Origin of the sequence: Brenneria roseae subsp. americana, from assembly GCF_003115815.1 — a bacterium.
GTDB lineage: Bacteria > Pseudomonadota > Gammaproteobacteria > Enterobacterales > Enterobacteriaceae > Brenneria > Brenneria roseae.
In genome coordinates this window covers 94,126-112,459 of sequence record NZ_QDKJ01000005.1, presented here as the reverse complement: position 1 = coordinate 112,459, position 18,334 = coordinate 94,126, and the positions used below count along the sequence as shown (strand labels likewise).

General features: G+C 52.8%; 15 protein-coding genes. 11 read left to right on the top strand and 4 right to left on the bottom strand.

The genetic code is table 11. The annotated features are described in order from the left end of the window. Positions 1-162: 162 nt before the first annotated feature. Together yqhD and dkgA are read left to right on the top strand one after the other, a co-directional pair. Positions 163-1,326, top strand: a complete 1,164-nt coding sequence (yqhD, locus tag B4923_RS07965) for an alcohol dehydrogenase (RefSeq protein WP_109053822.1) — start codon at positions 163-165, stop codon at positions 1,324-1,326. 275 nt (positions 1,327-1,601) lie between these two features. Then, positions 1,602-2,429: a 2,5-didehydrogluconate reductase DkgA gene (gene dkgA / locus B4923_RS07960; protein WP_109053821.1), complete on the top strand. Its 828-nt coding sequence runs from the start codon at positions 1,602-1,604 to the stop codon at positions 2,427-2,429. Positions 2,430-2,489: 60 nt separating this feature from the next. Here dkgA and B4923_RS07955 read toward each other — a convergent pair whose 3' ends face one another. Next, positions 2,490-3,227 (bottom strand): GntR family transcriptional regulator, encoded by a 738-nt coding sequence (locus B4923_RS07955; protein WP_109053820.1) that lies wholly within the window; start codon positions 3,225-3,227, stop codon positions 2,490-2,492. Positions 3,228-3,996: 769 nt separating this feature from the next. Here B4923_RS07955 and B4923_RS07950 point away from each other — a divergent pair. Further along, positions 3,997-5,454 carry a purine-cytosine permease family protein gene (locus B4923_RS07950; protein ID WP_109053819.1) on the top strand — a complete coding sequence of 486 codons (1,458 nt, stop codon included), beginning with the start codon at positions 3,997-3,999 and terminating at the stop codon, positions 5,452-5,454. Beyond that, positions 5,451-6,386: a PfkB family carbohydrate kinase gene (locus B4923_RS07945; RefSeq protein ID WP_109053818.1), complete on the top strand. Its 936-nt coding sequence runs from the start codon at positions 5,451-5,453 to the stop codon at positions 6,384-6,386. Before B4923_RS07950 ends, B4923_RS07945 begins: the two co-directional genes overlap by 4 nt. On the opposite strand, the gene ftsP is transcribed toward B4923_RS07945, so the two are convergent. The 3 genes from ftsP to parC form a co-directional block, all read right to left on the bottom strand. After that, positions 6,387-7,802, bottom strand: a complete 1,416-nt coding sequence (ftsP, locus tag B4923_RS07940; protein WP_109053817.1) for a cell division protein FtsP — start codon at positions 7,800-7,802, stop codon at positions 6,387-6,389. It lies immediately after the preceding gene. 88 nt (positions 7,803-7,890) lie between these two features. After that, positions 7,891-8,628 (bottom strand): 1-acylglycerol-3-phosphate O-acyltransferase, encoded by a 738-nt coding sequence (locus B4923_RS07935; protein ID WP_109053816.1) that lies wholly within the window; start codon positions 8,626-8,628, stop codon positions 7,891-7,893. 169 nt (positions 8,629-8,797) lie between these two features. After that, a complete protein-coding gene (parC, locus tag B4923_RS07930; protein WP_109053815.1) occupies positions 8,798-11,068 on the bottom strand; it encodes a DNA topoisomerase IV subunit A in 2,271 nt (756 codons plus the stop codon). Between the two features lie 458 nt (positions 11,069-11,526). On the opposite strand from parC, the gene B4923_RS07925 reads away from it, so the two are divergent. The 7 genes from B4923_RS07925 (at position 11,527) to B4923_RS07895 (ending at position 18,295) form a co-directional block, all read left to right on the top strand. Further along, the gene (locus B4923_RS07925; RefSeq protein ID WP_109053814.1) at positions 11,527-13,095 is read left to right on the top strand and encodes a BglG family transcription antiterminator; all 1,569 of its coding nucleotides are present in this window, start codon (positions 11,527-11,529) and stop codon (positions 13,093-13,095) included. A gap of 31 nt (positions 13,096-13,126) precedes the next feature. Beyond that, entirely contained in the window at positions 13,127-13,606 is a 480-nt protein-coding gene (locus tag B4923_RS07920) for a PTS sugar transporter subunit IIA (RefSeq protein ID WP_109053813.1), read from the top strand. A gap of 13 nt (positions 13,607-13,619) precedes the next feature. Beyond that, positions 13,620-13,934, top strand: a complete 315-nt coding sequence (locus B4923_RS07915) for a PTS fructose transporter subunit IIB (RefSeq protein WP_109053812.1) — start codon at positions 13,620-13,622, stop codon at positions 13,932-13,934. A gap of 25 nt (positions 13,935-13,959) precedes the next feature. Then, positions 13,960-15,051, top strand: a complete 1,092-nt coding sequence (locus tag B4923_RS07910) for a PTS fructose transporter subunit IIC (protein WP_109053811.1) — start codon at positions 13,960-13,962, stop codon at positions 15,049-15,051. 12 nt (positions 15,052-15,063) lie between these two features. Further along, a complete protein-coding gene (locus tag B4923_RS07905) occupies positions 15,064-15,915 on the top strand; it encodes a class II fructose-bisphosphate aldolase (protein ID WP_109053810.1) in 852 nt (283 codons plus the stop codon). A 109-nt stretch (positions 15,916-16,024) separates the two neighbouring features. Then, on the top strand, positions 16,025-16,885 hold the full coding sequence (locus B4923_RS07900) for a ketose-bisphosphate aldolase (protein ID WP_109053809.1): 861 nt from the start codon (positions 16,025-16,027) through the stop codon (positions 16,883-16,885). 369 nt (positions 16,886-17,254) lie between these two features. Then, on the top strand, positions 17,255-18,295 hold the full coding sequence (locus B4923_RS07895) for a CAP-Gly protein (RefSeq protein ID WP_109053808.1): 1,041 nt from the start codon (positions 17,255-17,257) through the stop codon (positions 18,293-18,295). The last annotated feature ends 39 nt before the right edge of the window (positions 18,296-18,334 follow it).

The following is an 18,334-nucleotide window of genomic DNA, read 5'->3' as shown; positions in this document are numbered from 1 at the left end:
CAATAACCAAACAGGAATGAGCATTGTGCAATCAATGATAGATCCCAAGAATAAACCCGATGATTGTCATTGAGACATCCGAACCCCGCTCAGGCGATGGCAGTACAGATGCTCAGTGAGATTACAACCTGATTTTTATTATTAAATAGGATAAATAGCCTAATGCTGAATTTTATACTTCATACCCCAACCAAAATTCTGTTCGGTGAAGGTCAAATCGCTGAATTGAGCAAAGAAATTCCGGCTGACGCACGGATTCTCATCACCTATGGCGGCGGCAGCATAAAACGCAATGGCGTACTGGATCAGGTACACCAGGCGCTGGAAGGACGAAATGTTCTCGAGTTCTCCGGTATCGAACCGAATCCGACTTATGAAACCTTAATGAAGGCCGTTGACATTGTTCGCGCGGAAAAAATTGATTTTCTGCTGGCCGTGGGCGGCGGTTCCGTCGTTGACGGCACCAAATTCATCGCGGCCGCGGCAGACTACCAGGCCGCGCCGGACCCCTGGCATATTCTGGAAACCACCGGGGCCCACATCACCAGCGGTATTGCTATGGGCGCGGTGCTGACCCTGCCGGCGACGGGCTCCGAATCAAACAGCGGCGCAGTCATTACCCGCCGTGCTACAGGCGATAAACAGCACTTCTTCTCGCCACATGTTCAGCCGGTATTCGCCGTGCTCGACCCGGTGGTGACTTACACGCTGCCTGAACGCCAGATTGCCAACGGCGTTGTGGATGCCTTTGTTCACACCATTGAGCAATACCTGACCTATCCTATTGATGCCAAGGTGCAGGATCGCTTCTCCGAAGGCTTGCTGCTGACGCTGATTGAAGAGGGGCCGCGCGCGCTGTCCGAACCGCAGAATTATAAAGTCCGGGCAAACGTGATGTGGAGCGCCACCATGGCATTGAACGGACTGATTGGCGCAGGTGTGCCGCAGGACTGGGCGACCCATATGCTGGGTCATGAACTGACGGCAATGCACGGGCTCGATCATGCCCAGACGCTGGCGATTGTCCTGCCTTCCATGCTGACGGCGAAGAAAGCGCAGAAGCGCGCCAAACTGCTGCAATATGCAGAACGCGTGTGGAACTTACGGGATGGCAGTGAAGATCAGCGTATTGATGGCGCCATCGCCGCAACCCGTGATTTCTTTGAGAAAATGGGCGTTCCCACCCGGATGTCCGACTATCAGTTGGATGGCGGCACCATCCCGGCAATGGTTGCCAAGCTGGGAGAACACGGTATGACGGCGCTGGGTGAGCATCATGACATTACGCTGGCGGATAGTCAGCGGATTTACGAAGCGGCACGGTAATCCTCACCTCCCCGCCAAAACCATCATCCATCGTTACGCTTTAACGTTTTCAGCGCGGGAAAAAATAACCCGGCACGGGATAACCCCGTATCTGGAAATCGATAGCCGAAATGATGGAGAGGACAAAAACGCAGACGCATTTTTCGGCTAGAATGAAACGACATGCCCGTTCTTGCGAAGCGCTCGATATCGCATCGAATTGTCGCATCAACGGGCTGCAAATTCCCGTTAACCACCCGATATCACATTGATTAACGGTTAAAAAGGAGAATGACATGACGCAACCTAAAATTAAACTGGCTGACGGCAATATCATGCCGCAGTTAGGTCTGGGCGTCTGGCGAGCAAACAATGAAGAAACGGTATCTGCCGTCACTGAAGCCTTAAAGACAGGTTATCGCGCCATCGATACCGCCGCGATTTACAAAAATGAAGAGGGCGTCGGTCTGGCATTACAGCAGGCGGAGCTTCCGCGCGATACATTATTCATTACCACCAAACTCTGGAACAGCGATCAGAAAGATCCGCAGAAAGCCCTGGAAGAAAGCCTGCGAAAGCTGCAACTGGACTACGTGGATTTGTACCTGATTCATTGGCCGCTGCCGCAGCAGGACACCTACGTGGAGGCCTGGCGAGGGCTGATTAAGCTACAGGAGCAAGGGCTGGTTAAAAGTATTGGCGTCAGTAACTTCCATGCCCACCATTTACAGCGCCTGAAAGACGAAACCGGCGTTCTTCCCGTCATTAACCAGATTGAATTACACCCGCTGTTGCAACAACGTCCGCTGCATATCTGGAACGTGAATCATCATATCCAAACCGAATCCTGGAGCCCGCTGGCACAAGGGGGCGAGGGTATCTTCGATCAACCGATCATCCGCAAACTGGCAACCAAGTACGGTAAAACCCCGGCACAAATCGTCATCCGCTGGCATCTGGATAACGGGTTGGTGGTGATCCCCAAATCGGTGACGCCTTCACGCATTCGGGAAAATTTTGACGTGTTTGATTTCCGGCTGGATAGAGCTGAACTCAGCGAAATTGCCAAACTGGATAGCGGCAAACGTCTTGGTCCCGATCCTGATTCGCCCAGAAACGACTAATTTTCCTTCTCGCTGCCGGCAGGCCGATGACGCTTGCCGGTCAGTACGCCCCTGCATGTTTTAGTCTGTCACCTGAAACTCATACACATCGCTGCGACAATAGATTTCACAATACTCCAGCAGTTCGCCACGCGTATTGTAGGTATGCTGCCGGGATAACAAAATGGGTGAACCCGCAGGAACATGCAAATGCTCAGCGATGTCTGCCGGACACGCCAACGCTTTCAATCGATAGCGTTTTTTATCCGGATAGATATTCCGTGCGGCCCAATATTGATAGAGCGAATGTTCCAGTTGCTCAGGCTTCGGCAACAACGCCAGCGGGATCCATGTGATCTCCAACGACACCGGGTCGTCATTGATTAAGCGAACGCGCCGTAACTTGGTTGCCAGCGTCTCTTTCGGCAAAGACATTTCTGCCGCTATCGACGCAGGCAATTTCTTTTTGACCCGTTCAAGCCAGAGATTACCGGCCGTCCCGCCTTGCCGCAGCACCAGTGAGGTAAAACCCGCCTCATCAGAATCTAACGAATAGTTCAGATGTTGACTGATTCTGGTTCCCACGCCTTGCTGACGAACGATCAACCCTTTCTTTTCCAGCATCGACATGGAACGGGAAACCGTAACGCGGGATAACCCGAGCTGCTGAGCGATCAATCTTTCAGCAGGTAAAAACTGTCCTGACAACGCCTTACGCCGGCCAATTTCCATTTCAAGCAGCGAAGCAAGCTGCATATAACGCGGTGCTGAAGATTGCCCGCCCAGATTATCCCGTATCCAAAGAAGTAATTCCTGCATATTGCAGCCTTTTATTGTTTTATGCTGCTTTCAGCATACGCAATTGTTAAGTACAAATGTTGAGCCAAATGAGTTCGTCAGACAATATTCACTTGGACTTAGATTGGCATCATAAAGGCATTAAATTGGACTTGCGCGTTTAGTGTGATATTTGTACACTCTGATAAGAAGTGCCAACACCAGGGGCCATGTGAGTGACCAAAAAAACACCTCACGACGTCATTTTGGCTGTCTTGTTGTCAGCCGGTGGCGCGATGAAAGTGCGTTAATTAAGATTGGTGATGCGGCTGTCTCCGGGAGTACGTTGCCTGCTTTGTCCGGGCGTGGAGTCACAGCCGCCCCACTTTTTCATCAAAACCACATGCTTCCGGATGCCTTTTCTTTCTGTACGCCCACCATTTCACTCCGCCAAAAACCGATATTGGAAAAGAGAAATCGCTATCTATTGCATCGGCTGGCATTGACATAACTTTATGATACGCTGAACACATTGGTGCAGATAAGCGGGAACCGGCGAAATAAGCGCCATTGTCAGTGGGTATTTCCGTGTTGCCGCGCCAATTCTGATGGTGATACCAATAGGATCGTGCCATCCTCACCGCGGTATGGGGGAATATTGGATGGCAGTGTACCGCTTCAATTTCAAGACGGCGGGTATCGTATTTTTTCCCGCGGCATGGATTCACCATCATCAATCAGTTGGCGTGATTGATTTCCTCCTCCGTGCCGCCATTCATTGTGTACCTGAGTTAAAAAGGAGCACGCCGGCATGGGTGAAACACAGCAGAAAGACAGACCTTCACCAGATAAAGACACCGCATCGGACGGCGCGCTATCACAAAACAAAACCTGGAAAGTAGAAAATACCGGTATTGATCTGGTGCCGGAATCCGAGCGCACGGGCAAACCGCTGGAGTTATTCTGGATCTGGTGTGCGGCTAATATCGGGATTCTCGGTATTGTTTACGGCGCGATTATTGTGTCGTTCGGTCTCTCTTTTATTCAGTCCATTCTTGCGGCCATCGTCGGCGTCGCCAGCTTTGCGCTGGTTGGTTATACCTCATTTGCCGGACAAACCGGACGAACGGCGACCCTGACACTCTCCCGGACTATTTTCGGTTTTAAAGGCAACATTGCCCCCACCGCGCTAAGCTGGTTTACCCTGATGGGTTGGGAAGCCGTGAATCTCATCACCGGAACGCTGACGCTCTCCGCACTGTTTGAAGCAACGGGCTTCAGCGCCAACACCACGCTGACAGCCGTTTGTCTGGTTCTGTTCGGCGGTCTGACCATCGCCGTCAGTATTCTGGGGCAAAACACGCTGATCTTTTTGCAAAGCTGGATCACCCGTATTTTCGGTACGATGACGCTTGTGGTGGTCATCTATATTCTGTTCAATACGTCGTGGCATGCCGTGTTGTCGTTGCCGTCAGGCAACTGGCTAACGGGTTTTCTACCCGCGGTTTCCGTCATTGCAGCGGGAACCGGCGTAGGCTGGACTATCGCGGGTGCAGACTACAGCCGCTACCAGAGCCCGTCCTCCAGCCGCCGCAGCGTATTTTCAGCGGTGGTCGGTGGAGCGGCATTACCGCTGGTCCTGTTGATGCTGGCCGGCATCCTGCTGTCGTCACAGCTGCCTGACCTCACCAGTTCCGCCAACCCGATCGCCCTGATCGGCAGCATACTGCCTACCTGGATGTCAGTACCTTATCTGCTAACCGCAACGGCGGGGATTGTGACGATTGCCGTGCTCAGCCTCTATTCTGCCAGCCTTAACCTGCTGACCGTGGGTGTAAAAGTACGCCAGTCCGTCGCCGTTGCTTTTGACGCGGTGCTGGTAGTCGGCGTCGCCATCTATGTGCTGTTTATTTCCGGTGATTTCCTGACGCCGTTTATCTCCTTCCTGATTTTCTGCGGCCTGTTTCTTGGTCCGTGGTCTGCGGTATTTATCCTCGACTATCTCTGGCTCCGCCAGCATCACGGTTACAACAACGACGCCGTATTTGGACTGAATGGCAAAAACCTTGGTGTACGCTGGGTACCGCTGATTTGCTGGCTGTTGGGTGCCATTTCCGGCCTGATGGTCACTAAAACCGGCTTCATCGACGGGCCGCTGGCAATCGGTATTTTTGCCAATTCCAGCCTGGGTCTGTTTGTCTCTTTCGGCGTTAGCCTGGTCGCCTATTGGCTCTATCTGCTGGTCAACCCGCAAGCGAAACAGATATGACAACCTTTATACCTGAACGCCCGATTGTGGTTATTGGCGGCGCCTGCGGCGATATGCTGCTGGCGTTGCCGCGCCTTCCCGTCAGCGGGGAGGATATCGAAGGCAAAGATCTGGGTCAGCAGATTGGTGGCTGCGCCTTCAACGTGGCTCGCGTGCTGTTTCGCCTCAATGTCCCCACCATCAACGGCATGCCTGTCGGCAATGGTCCCTGGGGAAAGGCCGTCGAAGCCGCCATGACGGCGCTGAATCTGCCCGTGCTGTTACGCAATACGGAAATGGACAATGGCTGGTGCATCGCCATGACGGAACCCAATGGCGAGCGGACGTTCATCGGTATCACCGGATGCGAAGCGCATTGCAGCCGGGAACTGCTGCAACAGCTGACGCCGCCGGAAAATGCCTGGGTTTATGTGAACGGCTACGAGCTGTTTGGCGAGGGGGGAAAGGCGCTACGCGAATGGACACTGGCGCAGCCGCAGAAAAAACTGGTGGATTTTGGGCCGCGTCTGCCGTTCATCCCACCGGAATTTATTACCGCCCTGTCTGGTACTGACACCATACTGACCTTAAACCGTGACGAGACGAAACAGCTATGCGGGGAAGGCGATCCGGTTTCGCAAGCTTTGCGCTATGCGCAGCGCAGCGGGTTGACGCTGATCTGTCGGCTGGATAAGGAAGGCGCCTGGATTTGCCCGCCAGACGGCGCCCCGACGACCATAGCGGCCTATGCGGTCAATGTCGTGGATACCATCGGCGCTGGCGATGCGCACAGCGGAGGTCTGCTGGCCGGGCTGTCGGCAGGCTGGCCGCTGCCTGATGCCGTCGATCTGGCTAATCGGGTTGCCGCCTGCGTGGTTGCCAGTAAAGGCGCGGCGGGTGCGCCCGACTGGGAAACATTGCGCCGATACTTTCCTGACTCCCGGCTGCCATAATCAGGCGGCCGGCTGGACGATCAGTTGCCCTGCGGAGCCCCGGTCAGCCATTTCCAGCGTCTGGCTGTAATACAGGAACGGGAATGCCTGTGATGAGGACTGCGTAAAATAAACCAACAGTTCGACGTCATTATCAACCCAGACGGTATCTTTCCAGCCGCTGTCCTCGATCGGAACAGCCCCGCCGTTCACGCTACGCACCAGGAACTTCACGCCCTGTATATGGAATGACTGTGGCGTATCGGCATGGATCACCCAGCGTTCGCAACGCCCAAACTGCGTTTGCACATCCATTCGGGTCATATCCCACATGGCGCCGTTAATACCCGGCAGGCTATCGCCCAGACGAAACTCACGCGTGCGGCTGATGCTGCCTTCAATGATATTATCCGCCAGCAGGCGCATCGGCAGATTGTCCGTCACCAACGGCAGTAATCCCGTCGGTTTGAGCGTTAAAACCTGAGTTGAAATCAGAATGCTGGAAGGTTCAAACAGGCCGCGCAGGCGATCCATGATCCCGGCGGATTCACCCGCCGTCAACGTCACCTCACCGCCCTGAGACATATCAATCAGGATCTCCCGCCGTTCGCCAGGCGCAAGCGAGATCTGATTCACCGCCATCGGCGCGGGCAGCAGCCCTTGATCGCTGGCGATAACGTGCAGCGAACGTCCATCGCTCAGACGCATCACATAGCGGCGGGCATTCGATGCATTCAACAATCTCAAACGAACCCAGCCGCGGGAAACTTCCACAAACGGATTCTGGACGCCATTCACCAGTAACGTATCGCCCACGAATCCACCGTTTGCTGGCGGGTTGTAGATCGGCACCCCAAAATTATCCAGACGCTTGTCCTGAATAATCAGCGGAAAATCATCAACACCGTAATGATTGGGCAGCGGAAGCGATTTGCTGATACTGTCTTCAACCAGCCACAGCCCCGCCAACCCGTTATAAATATGTGGAGCCATACGGTTCGGCGTATTGGCGTGATACCAGCAGGTCGCGGAGGGCTGGCGGATCGGCAGAACGGGCGACCAGTCCATACCCGGCGAAATAATACGTGCAGCGCCGCCCATCAGCGACCCGGAAACCTGTAATCCACCAATCGTCATCGCCACGGGTTCATTTAGCCGATTGCTGTAAATCAGCTTGACGTCATCCCCGTCAAACACCCGCACCGTTGGCCCTAAATACCGGCCGTTGATCCCCCAAACCGAGGTTTTGCGATCGCCGACAAAGGCCCAGTGCGCGCGCTGCATCGTCAGAAACAAAGGTTGCCCCCGGCGCGACTCCAGCAATGGCGGGATCGGTAATGCGCCGGGAATGCCATTTGCGTTCGCCGTCAATGGCGTCATACCCGCACACAGCGCAAGACCCGATGCCTGAATAAACTGACGCCGGCTGAGCGACATAATGACTCCGTAAATCTGTTAAACCGTCTGCAAAGTTTAACTTCCGGTAACTTATCCGGAAGAAATAACTATTTGGCCTGAGTAAGGATTATTTTTTTTCCGCCGCGTCGCGTGCCGCCACTTCCGCATCCAGCTGTGCCAGCTTGGCGGCCATCAGGTCGTGGCAATGGGCGGCCAGTTCACGAACCTGATCTTTGGTATAGGAACGGGTATCGACTGGCGGCAGCATTTCCACGATAACGTGGCCGTTATTCCAGCGATTCAGCTTCACTTTGTTGCTGGTCGTCGAAACACAAATCGGTACAATCGGCACTTCCGCACTGAGCGCCGCATGAAACGCGCCGGTTTTAAACGGTAATAGACCACGCCCGCGACTACGCGTCCCTTCCGGGAACATCCAGATAGAAATGTTGCGTTCTTTGATATGTTTCACCACCTGAGCGATGGTGCCATGCGCTTTGGTACGATTTTCTCTATCAATCAGCAGGTTGCCCGCCAGCCAGTAAAGTGGCCCAAAAAAGGGAATCCACAACAGACTCTTTTTCCCGACGGTCACCGTACGCGGTTGCACGGCATTCGACGCAGTAACCATATCGTAATTATTCTGGTGGTTGGCGATATAGATACAGTTGCCGTAATGCGCTGCCTCTTCCGGTATACGTAATTCAACCTTCAGGCCAAACACCACTGACAAGCGACCGAAAAGGCGACCAAATGTCGACACATGACCTGGGTTTTTTGGGCTGAACAGGCAGTAAATGGAGCCAAAAATGCAGATCAGAAGCGAAAATACGATCACCACAATAAAACGAAGAACGAATAACATAGCAACCTCATTAGCCAACAGCCGCCGCTAGTATAGCGATTTCGCTATAAAAAACACGGTGATTCCTTTTGCAGCGGATTGGCGTTCCGGTAATCAGATAATGTCCGAAGGGATCAGGCATGCCGGGACGAGGATACCCTACACATCGTATCGCCCCGGCGTTGATTATTTATTCTTCACTACCGCCATCGCCGGCTTGCTTCGGCGCATCCACATCAATGCGATCGATGCGTTGCAGACCGCGCAACAACGTGCCTTTACGACCCCGTTCAGACTGGTATTTCTGTAGTTCATTGGGGCGCAGCACCAGCTTGCGCTTGCCGAAATACAGCGTGACCGACGCCTGCGGAGGCAGCAGCAACAGCCAGGACAGACGATCCTTGCCGCTGGCAAAATCCGCGGACGAAATCGACACGATCTTGTTGCCTTTGCCTTTCGACAACTGAGGTAAGTCAGAGACGGGGAATAGCAACATCCTGCCAGCAGCGGTAATTGCCATCAACAGGTTGTCATCGCCGTTGATTTCAATCGGCGTAAGCGTTTTCGCCTTATCCGGCAGGGTAATAATCGCTTTACCCGCACGGTTGCGCGCGACCAGATCGTTAAAGGTGCAGACAAATCCATATCCGGCATCCGACGCCATCAACAGCGGCTGGTCGTCTGCCGCCATCAGCACCTGCTCAATCGTCGCGCCCGGCGGCGGCGTCAATTTGCCCGTCAACGGCTCGCCCTGACCCCGCGCAGAAGGCAACGTGAGGGGATCCAAAGCATAACTGCGCCCGGTCGAATCGATAAACACCACCGGCTGGTTGGTTTTCCCTTTGGCGGCGGCCCGGAAGCTATCGCCCGCTTTATAACTCAGTCCGGCAGGATCGATATCGTGCCCTTTGGCGCTGCGCACCCAACCCATTTCCGACAACACAATCGTCACGGGTTCAGAAGGCACGAAATCATGTTCGCTCATGGCTTTCGCTTCACCGCGTTCCTGTAGCGGTGAACGACGTTCATCGCCATAGGCCTGCGCATCCGCCTGGATTTCTTTCTTCAGCAGGTTGCTGAGCTTACGTTCTGACGCCAGCAGCGCCTGAAGCTGATCGCGCTCTTTCGCCAGATCATCCTGCTCACCCCGGATTTTCATCTCTTCCAGTTTGGCCAAATGACGTAATTTCAACTCCAGTATCGCTTCAGCCTGCGTTTCACTCAGGCTGAACTGCCGCATCAGGACCGGCTTGGGTTCGTCCTCCGTACGGATGATGTGAATCACTTCATCAATATTCAGGAACGCCACCAGCAAACCTTCGAGGATATGCAGGCGCTTGAGCACTTTTTCCAATCGATAATTCAGCCGACGGCGCACGGTATCGCGACGGAATACCAGCCATTCGCTCAGGATTTCGACCAGTCCCTTCACGCCGGGACGCCCATCCAGACCGATCATGTTCATATTGATGCGGTAGCTTTTTTCCAGATCGGTGGTCGCGAACAGGTGGTTCATCACCAGATCGAAATCGATACGGTTAGAGCGTGGCACCAGCACCAGACGAGTCGGGTTTTCGTGATCGGATTCATCGCGCAAATCTTCAATCATCGGCAGTTTCTTGGCGCGCATCTGACTGGCTATCTGCTCCAGCACCTTGGCGCCCGAAACCTGGTGAGGCAGAGCCGTGATCACCACCTCGCCATCTTCTTTCTTCCAGATGGCGCGCATGCGAACCGAGCCGCGTCCATTCTGGTAAATCTTGCGCACTTCCTCACGCGGCGTGATGATTTCCGCTTCGGTAGGGAAATCCGGCCCCTGAACGTACTGCAACAGATCTTCCAGCGAAGAGTTCGGTTTATCGATCAGCGCCACCGCGGCGGCGGCCACTTCACGGATATTGTGTGGCGGAATGTCTGTCGCCATACCGACCGCAATACCCGTCGTACCGTTCAGCAGGATATTGGGCAGGCGCGCAGGCAGCATCTTCGGCTCCTGCATCGTGCCGTCAAAGTTCGGGACATAATCGACCGTCCCCTGCCCCAGCTCCCCAAGCAGCACTTCCGCATATCTGGACAGCCGCGACTCGGTATAACGCATGGCGGCAAATGACTTCGGATCATCCGGCGCGCCCCAGTTACCCTGCCCATCCACCAGCGTATAGCGGTAGGAGAACGGCTGCGCCATTAATACCATCGCTTCATAGCAGGCGCTGTCGCCGTGCGGATGGTATTTACCCAGCACGTCGCCAACGGTACGCGCGGATTTTTTGAATTTGGCGCTGGCATTCAGCCCCAGCTCCGACATGGCGTACACGATACGCCGCTGCACGGGTTTCAGACCATCGCCAATGAACGGCAATGCCCGGTCCATGATGACGTACATGGAATAGTTCAGATACGCATTTTCAGTAAACGTATGCAGCGCAAGGCTTTCTGCGCCGTCATGAGTCATCTCACTCATTTATCTCACTTTCCTCACATCGCGGCGCGATTATAACGCTTTCCGACACGCCATACGGCGGTATGTTTGGCGAGAATAGTACCTTATCTGGTGATGCTCTGTCACAGAGAACAGGGGGACAAACGGTGGAAAGCACGTCAGGCATTCGTTCAATCATGCCAATACATTTATTTCCCCGCCATTATGAAAAAAATAATTAATATGCAGATAAGATCACAGTTATTTATTTTAGCACGTAATGTGATCGCGATCTCAATTAATGGATGTTAAAAATAATGTTTTAATTTTGTCCCATCCAGCGGACACCATTTAGTATTGTCGTGATTTATTATCACGACTAGATTAATCATTACAGAACCACCTGAAATAACATCCCGAAAGAACAGCATAGGAAATAAGTTAAAAAAAACAATTGAAATATAAGCATCAGAGAATCTAACACTCAACACAAGGGTAATATGATGCAGCCACTTACCTCCCGACAGAACCGATTATTAAAATATCTGCTACAGCATCAGGAGCATGTAACGGTTAAAAATATTGCGCATTATCTGGATGTGTCAGAAAAGACCGTTTACCGCGATATGCAGTTTGTTGAAGCCTTCCTTTCTGTCTGGAATATCTATCCAGACAAAAAGGTCGGCGCGGGAATAATGTTAACCGCTGACGACGATCGACATTTAACCTTGCTGGAACAGCAAATTGTGGTGGATGATGGCGATACCGACGCACTGATTAACAATTCTCGCCGTGTCAAAATCGCCTCACAGTTGCTGAGCGATACCCCCCATGAAACATCGATCAGTAAACTGTCGGAACGCTATTTTATCAGCAGCGCCTCCATTGTTAACGATCTCAAGATCATCGAAAACTGGCTGCACCCACTGGGATTGTCCCTGGTACGCAGCCAGAGCGGCACGCATATTGAAGGCAGTGAGAGCAGCGTGCGGCAGGCCATGGCCTCGTTAATCAATGATGTCATGCATCACAAAGAACCCGGCCTCCTTACCCATTCCCGTCTCGATCCCGGCAGCTATAAAGCGCTGATAAATTATTTCGGTGCAGAGGACGTCGCTTTTGTGCAATCGCTGCTACAGGAGATGGAACAGCAGCTTTCCTATCCGCTCGGCGAACCCTATTACATTAATATTTTCACCCACACTTTAATTATGATGCACCGCATCGCGCAGGGAAAAGCGTTAATGATGAATGAAGAGGCGATTCATCAGCAGGTGGATAACCGGGTATTTTCCATTGCGAAAAATATGGTCGCCAGAATAGAACAACGTGTCGATAACCGTTTACCTTCTGATGAAGTCTGGTTTATTTATCAATATATCATTTCCTCCGGCATTGTGATGGAGGAACGTGCGGATAATCAGGCTCTTCACTATCAATTTTCCAATGGAGAATCACGCCAGATCACCCGGGCGATCGTTCAGGTATTTTCCGATTTAATCAATATGGACTTACGCGCGGATAAACTCCTGCATGAAGGATTGCTTATTCACATCAAGCCATTACTCAACCGATTAAAATATCAGATTCATATTCGGAATCCTTTATTAGAAGATATCAAAAATGAATTTCAGGATATTTATCAGATTACCCGTCAGGCGATGGATGAAGTCTGTCAGCAATTTCAATTAAAAACGATAGCCGAGGATGAAGTCGGCTATCTGACCATTCATTTTCAGGCCGCGCTGGAACGACAAATCGCCCATAAGCGCATTCTGGTGGTCTGTTCCAGCGGTGTTGGCACATCGCACCTGTTGAAGAGCCGTATTCTGAGAGCCTTTCCCGACTGGATTATCGTTGGCGTGGTCTCGGCCAGCAATATGCTGACTTTTTGTCAGCAGGAAAATATCGAGCTGATTATTTCCACCATTCATCTGGAAGAGCAGCAGATACCCATTGTTTATGTGTCCGCCTTTTTTAATGACGATGACATTAAGCGGGTTACCGAAAAAGTTATCGCCAATAAATTGCATCAGGCCGAACCTCAATGTTCCGCGGCCGATCATTAATTTCCTTAAATTTATCGATGAGGTGTGATTAATGGATATCAATAAAATACTCAATGCCAACCGCGTGAAATTAACCATGTCCGCAACCAATAAAGATGAGGCGATTAATGAACTAGCCGATCTGTTATATGCTGATGGCGCCATCACCAACAAACAGGATTTTATTCACGATGTGTGGTTGCGCGAGGCCGAAGGCTCCACCGGTTTTGAAAACCATATTGCGATCCCGCATGGAAAATCCTCAGCCGTAAAACAGACCTCGCTCGCCATTGGCCGCACGCGTCAGGATATTCCCTGGGAAACGCTGGATGGCAGTAAAGTCCGCTGCATCATTCTTTTTGCCGTGCGTCTGGAAGATCAGAACACGACACATATTCGCCTGCTGTCTCAGGTGGCCAGCGCACTGGCCGACGATGAGGTGATTGCTCAACTGTTAGACGAGTCCGATCCCCATAAAATTATCCGACTGTTTAGTCAGTATGCAGAAACAGCCCCTGTAAATCCGACATAAAACGAGGCTCAAAATGAATATTGTTTGTGTTGCCGCCTGTACGGCGGGCATTGCGCATACCTATATCGCACGAGAGAAACTCATTAAAGGAGCCCAGGCCTTAAATTACGCGATCCGAGTAGAAACCCAGGGCACCATCGGTACCGAAAATGAATTAACTGCCGATGAAATAGCCGCAGCCGATGTCGTTATTCTGGCCGTCGATATCAAAATAAAGGGAGAAGAACGATTTAAAGGTAAACCTATCGTCCGGGTAAAAACGGAAATTGTCATTAAATCTCCGGTCAAGTTTCTGGAAAAAGTCGCGGGTTCTTTAGCACGTGCCTGAATAACCATTTTTCGGGGTAACTACTATGAACACCAGAAAAAATACAGTTGGACAGGAAATAAAACGCCATCTCCTTACCGGTATTTCCTGGATGATCCCGCTGATTGTCGCCGCCGGTATCTGTATCGCGCTTGGTCAGGTGATTGGCGGCCCCAACGTGGCGGAAAAAACGGGCAGCATCGCGTGGATGCTGAACCAGATCGGCGGCTGGGGGATGGGACTGATTGTCCCGTTGATCAGCGCGGCGATTGCCTACTCGATTGCCGACCGTCCTGGTTTCGCGCCCGGCCTGATCGTGGGCTTTATCTGCGGCCAGATTCAGACCGGCTTTATTGGCGGTATCCTTGGCGGCTTTCTGGTCGGCTACATCGTGCTGCTGCTGCGTCGCTCTATCAAACTTCCCGTCTCCATGCAGGGTCTGATGCCCATCATGATCCTGCCGCTGCTCAGTACTATTATCGCGGGATTACTGATGATGACGTTTATCGGTCAGCCTATCGTCTGGCTACAGCAGGCGCTGATTCATCTGCTTGAATCCATGCAGGGCGGCTCGAAATTTCTGATGGGGGCGATTCTGGGCGCCATGGCGACGTTCGACTTCGGCGGTCCGGTGAACAAAACCATGTCGCTGTTCGCCGACGGCATGCTGGTAGACGGCATTTACGGCCCGGAAGCCGTCAAATTTGTCGGCTCCATCATTCCCCCCTTCGGCATCACGCTCTCCTTCCTGCTGACCCGTTACAAATACACCCGGGCGGAAAAAGAGGCGCTGAAAGCCGCATTTCCCATGGGCATCTGCATGATTACCGAAGGCGTAATCCCGATAGCCGCCCGCGATCTGATCAGGGTCGTCGCCAGCTGTGTCGTCGCTTCGGCTATTGCCGGCGGGCTGATCATGGTCTGGGGCGTGGAAGCGCCGGTGCCGCACGGCGGTATGTTCGTGGTCCCGCTGTTTACCAAACCGCTGATGTTCTGTCTGGCATTGGGGATCGGTACGGTTATTTGCGGCGTGATGCTATCGCTGCTCAAGAAACGCGTTACTCAGGCAGATGAAGAGTTTGATGATATCGACGATCGCACCGTCCGTGATGAAGATATTAAATTCACCCTCGAATAAACAGGAGCCGCTATGTATGCCCCAATGAAAGCCCTCATTGATGATGCGTATCAACGGCAGTATGCCGTACTCGCCATCAACTGTTTCAACCTTGAGACCGCGCGAGCGGCTATTGCCGCCGCCGAACAGCAGCAGGCGCCGCTGATCCTCAATGTCTACCAAGGGCACTGCCGGCATTTCCCGCCACACCTTGCCGTGCCGTTGGTCAGCGCGCTGGCGCAGCGGGCTGCCGTTCCGGTCGCGCTGAGTCTGGATCATGGTAAGGCGTTCGATCTGATAGGCCAGTCGTTTCGCGCCGGTTTTACCGGCCTGATGATCGATGCTTCCAGCCATCCGCTGGAAGAGAACATCCGTCAGACCCGGCAGGTGGTGCAAATGGCCGCCACCGCCGGCGTCTGTGTGGAAGGAGAGCTGGGACACATCGCCGACGCCCCGGCTTATGACCTTGATGATGCCGCCGTCAAGATGACGCAGGTGGAAGATGTCATGCCCTTTATTCGTCAGACCGGCATCGATCTGCTCGCCGTTTCGGTAGGCACCGCCCACGGGATTTATCCTCCCGGCGTAACACCACAGATTGATTTTGATCGCCTCGACGCTCTGCATCGGGAATCGCCGATTCCGCTGGCGTTGCACGGCGGCAGCGGCACCAGGGCCGATGATATCCGCCGGGTCAGCCGCCACGGCGTGGCGAAAATCAATGTCGGCGCGGCGATCTTTGAAGCAGGGAAAACGACGCTACAGCAGGCGTTGCAACCGCATCCCGAGGCTGAGCTGGCTGATTTGCTGGCCATGATGGAATCCGCCTGCCGGGAAGTGGTTTGCGACTATCTCAGTTGGTCCGGCGCCGCCGATAAAGCCTAACGCCCGACCGTAGCCCGTTTCACTGCAACCGTTTGATGTCAGACACATCAGTGAGTCCTCACTGATGCGGGAAAGCTTTACCTATCGTCCACTATCAGGGAGACAAAACATGTTGATTTCCATGCACGAAATGCTGAAACCCACCCGCGAACACCACTTTGCCATTGGCGCATTTAACGTCGCCGATAGCTGCTTTATTCGTGCCGTGGTGGAAGAGGCTGAATCAACCCATACGCCCGCTATTATTTCCATTCATCCCAGCGAGCTGGAATTCGTTACCGATACGTTCTTTGCCTATGTCCGGGAAAGAACCCTGCGCAGCCCGGTGCCCTTTGTCATTCACCTCGACCACGGCGCTTCCATTGCACACGTCCAGCGCGCGATCCAATGCGGGTTCACCTCCGTCATGATTGACGGTTCGCTCCTGCCTTACGAAGAGAACGTGGCACTGACCGCCGAAGTGGTTAAACTGGCGCACGCCGTCGGCGTTTCCGTTGAGGGTGAACTCGGCACCATTGGCGATACCGGCACCACGGTAGAAGGCGGCGTCAGTAAAGTTATTTATACCGATCCTGAACAGGCGGAGGATTTCGTCAACCGCACGGGCGTTGATACGCTGGCGGTCGCGATCGGCACCGCGCACGGCATCTACCCGAAAGACCTGAAGCCAGAGCTGCAAATGCACATTCTGCGGGATATCTCGCAGCGGCTGTCTATCCCGCTGGTATTGCACGGCGGCTCAGCGAACCCGGACGCCGAAATTGCCGAAGCCGTGACGCTCGGCGTGGGCAAAATCAACATCTCCAGCGATATGAAATACGCCTATTTTAAAAAAGCGCGTGAAATCCTCAGCCGTGAAACCTGGTGGGATCCCAACGTGATCTACCCGGAGCCCATCAACGCGGCAAAAGAAGTCATCCGCTATAAAATGGCGCTATTCGGTTCGACGGGAAAAGCCAGCCTGTATTGATCCCATCGCCGGATAACCGTTCAGGGAGCTAAGGCTCCCTGAACGGTTGATGGCCCCCCTTTACCATCACTTGATTCTTCATTCCACTGCGATAGTCCGTTTTCATCAGAAATACCGATTGTCTTATATTAATCATACTAATTGTTTTATTGGTATATTTATACCGTTCCCGCTAAAAAAAACAGTAATCATCACTGAATATGTTATTTTTATTTATTTTAACAAATTGAATTATATTAATTTTATCTTTCACAGGCCGTTTGATTGTTTACCAATCACCTTGTTTTTTCAATCGCGACTATACTTCAGCTTGCTTAATGATTTTGCCTTGAACTATGAGGCTTTGATTGCTTAAAAAAAGGGGTTGGTATGGGTATTTCGAACGAATTACATGTAGCGAAAAAAATATCATGGGGTAGCATCATTGGCGGTGTTGTAACCGTGTTAGCCGTTTCATTACTCCTCTCTACGCTCGGCACCGGTCTGGGCTTTTCGATTGTCGATCCATTGTCTGACGAGCCAGTTGACGGAGTGGGAACCACCGTCCTGATCTGGTCTGCCTTATCCATCATTGTCAGTCTGGCTGCGGGAGCGTTTGTTGCCGGGCGGTTGGCGGCGGTTGATGGCTTGATTCATGGCTTTCTTGTCTGGGCGACGTCGCTGATTGTTGCCGCCGTTTTAGGCAGCATGCTGCTTGGCGGCGCGTTGAAAGCCACCGGTCACGCGCTCGGCTCGGTAGCATCATTAACGGGTAACGCCATTTCCGGCGCGGGCTCCGCCGTTGGAGGAGGATTGCAAGGCATCGCCAGTCTGGGCAGCAAGGCGTTTGAGCAGCTTGATCTGGATACCACGCTGCAACCAGAACAGATGACCAACGAGGTGGCGCAGGCATTACGCAACAGCGATATTGAGTCATTGCATCCAGACTATATGAAAAAACAGTTGGAAGAGGCGAAAACGGAAATTGGCGCAGCGATAAAAGCCATTGCGCTCAACCCGGATAACAGCGATGACGTTATACAGAGTCTGGTCGAAAAGCTGAAAAAACGCGGGGAAGCATTAGCGCAGGACGTCGATCGTGATAGCGTAACCAAAGCGTTATCAGACCATACTTCCTTGTCGCAGGAAGAAGTGAATCAAACCGTCGATAACCTGATTGAAGCCAAGAATAAAACGGCACAGTTGGTCAATCAGCGGTTGAATGACGCCGAAGCCCGTATTGAACAAGCCAAACAGCAATATGCCGAACTGAAGCAAAAAGCCCGCGAACAGGCTGCTGCTGCCGCTTCCGCCGCCGCGCAGGCAGCGTTTTGGTCATTCTTTGCCCTGCTGATTGGCGCTATTGTCAGCGTATTCGCCGGTTTGTGGGGAGTTAAAACCAGCAACAAATACCACTTCGAGCAGGTGTAAATTCACCATCGCTGGCTGAACCCGTTTATAACCCGGTGT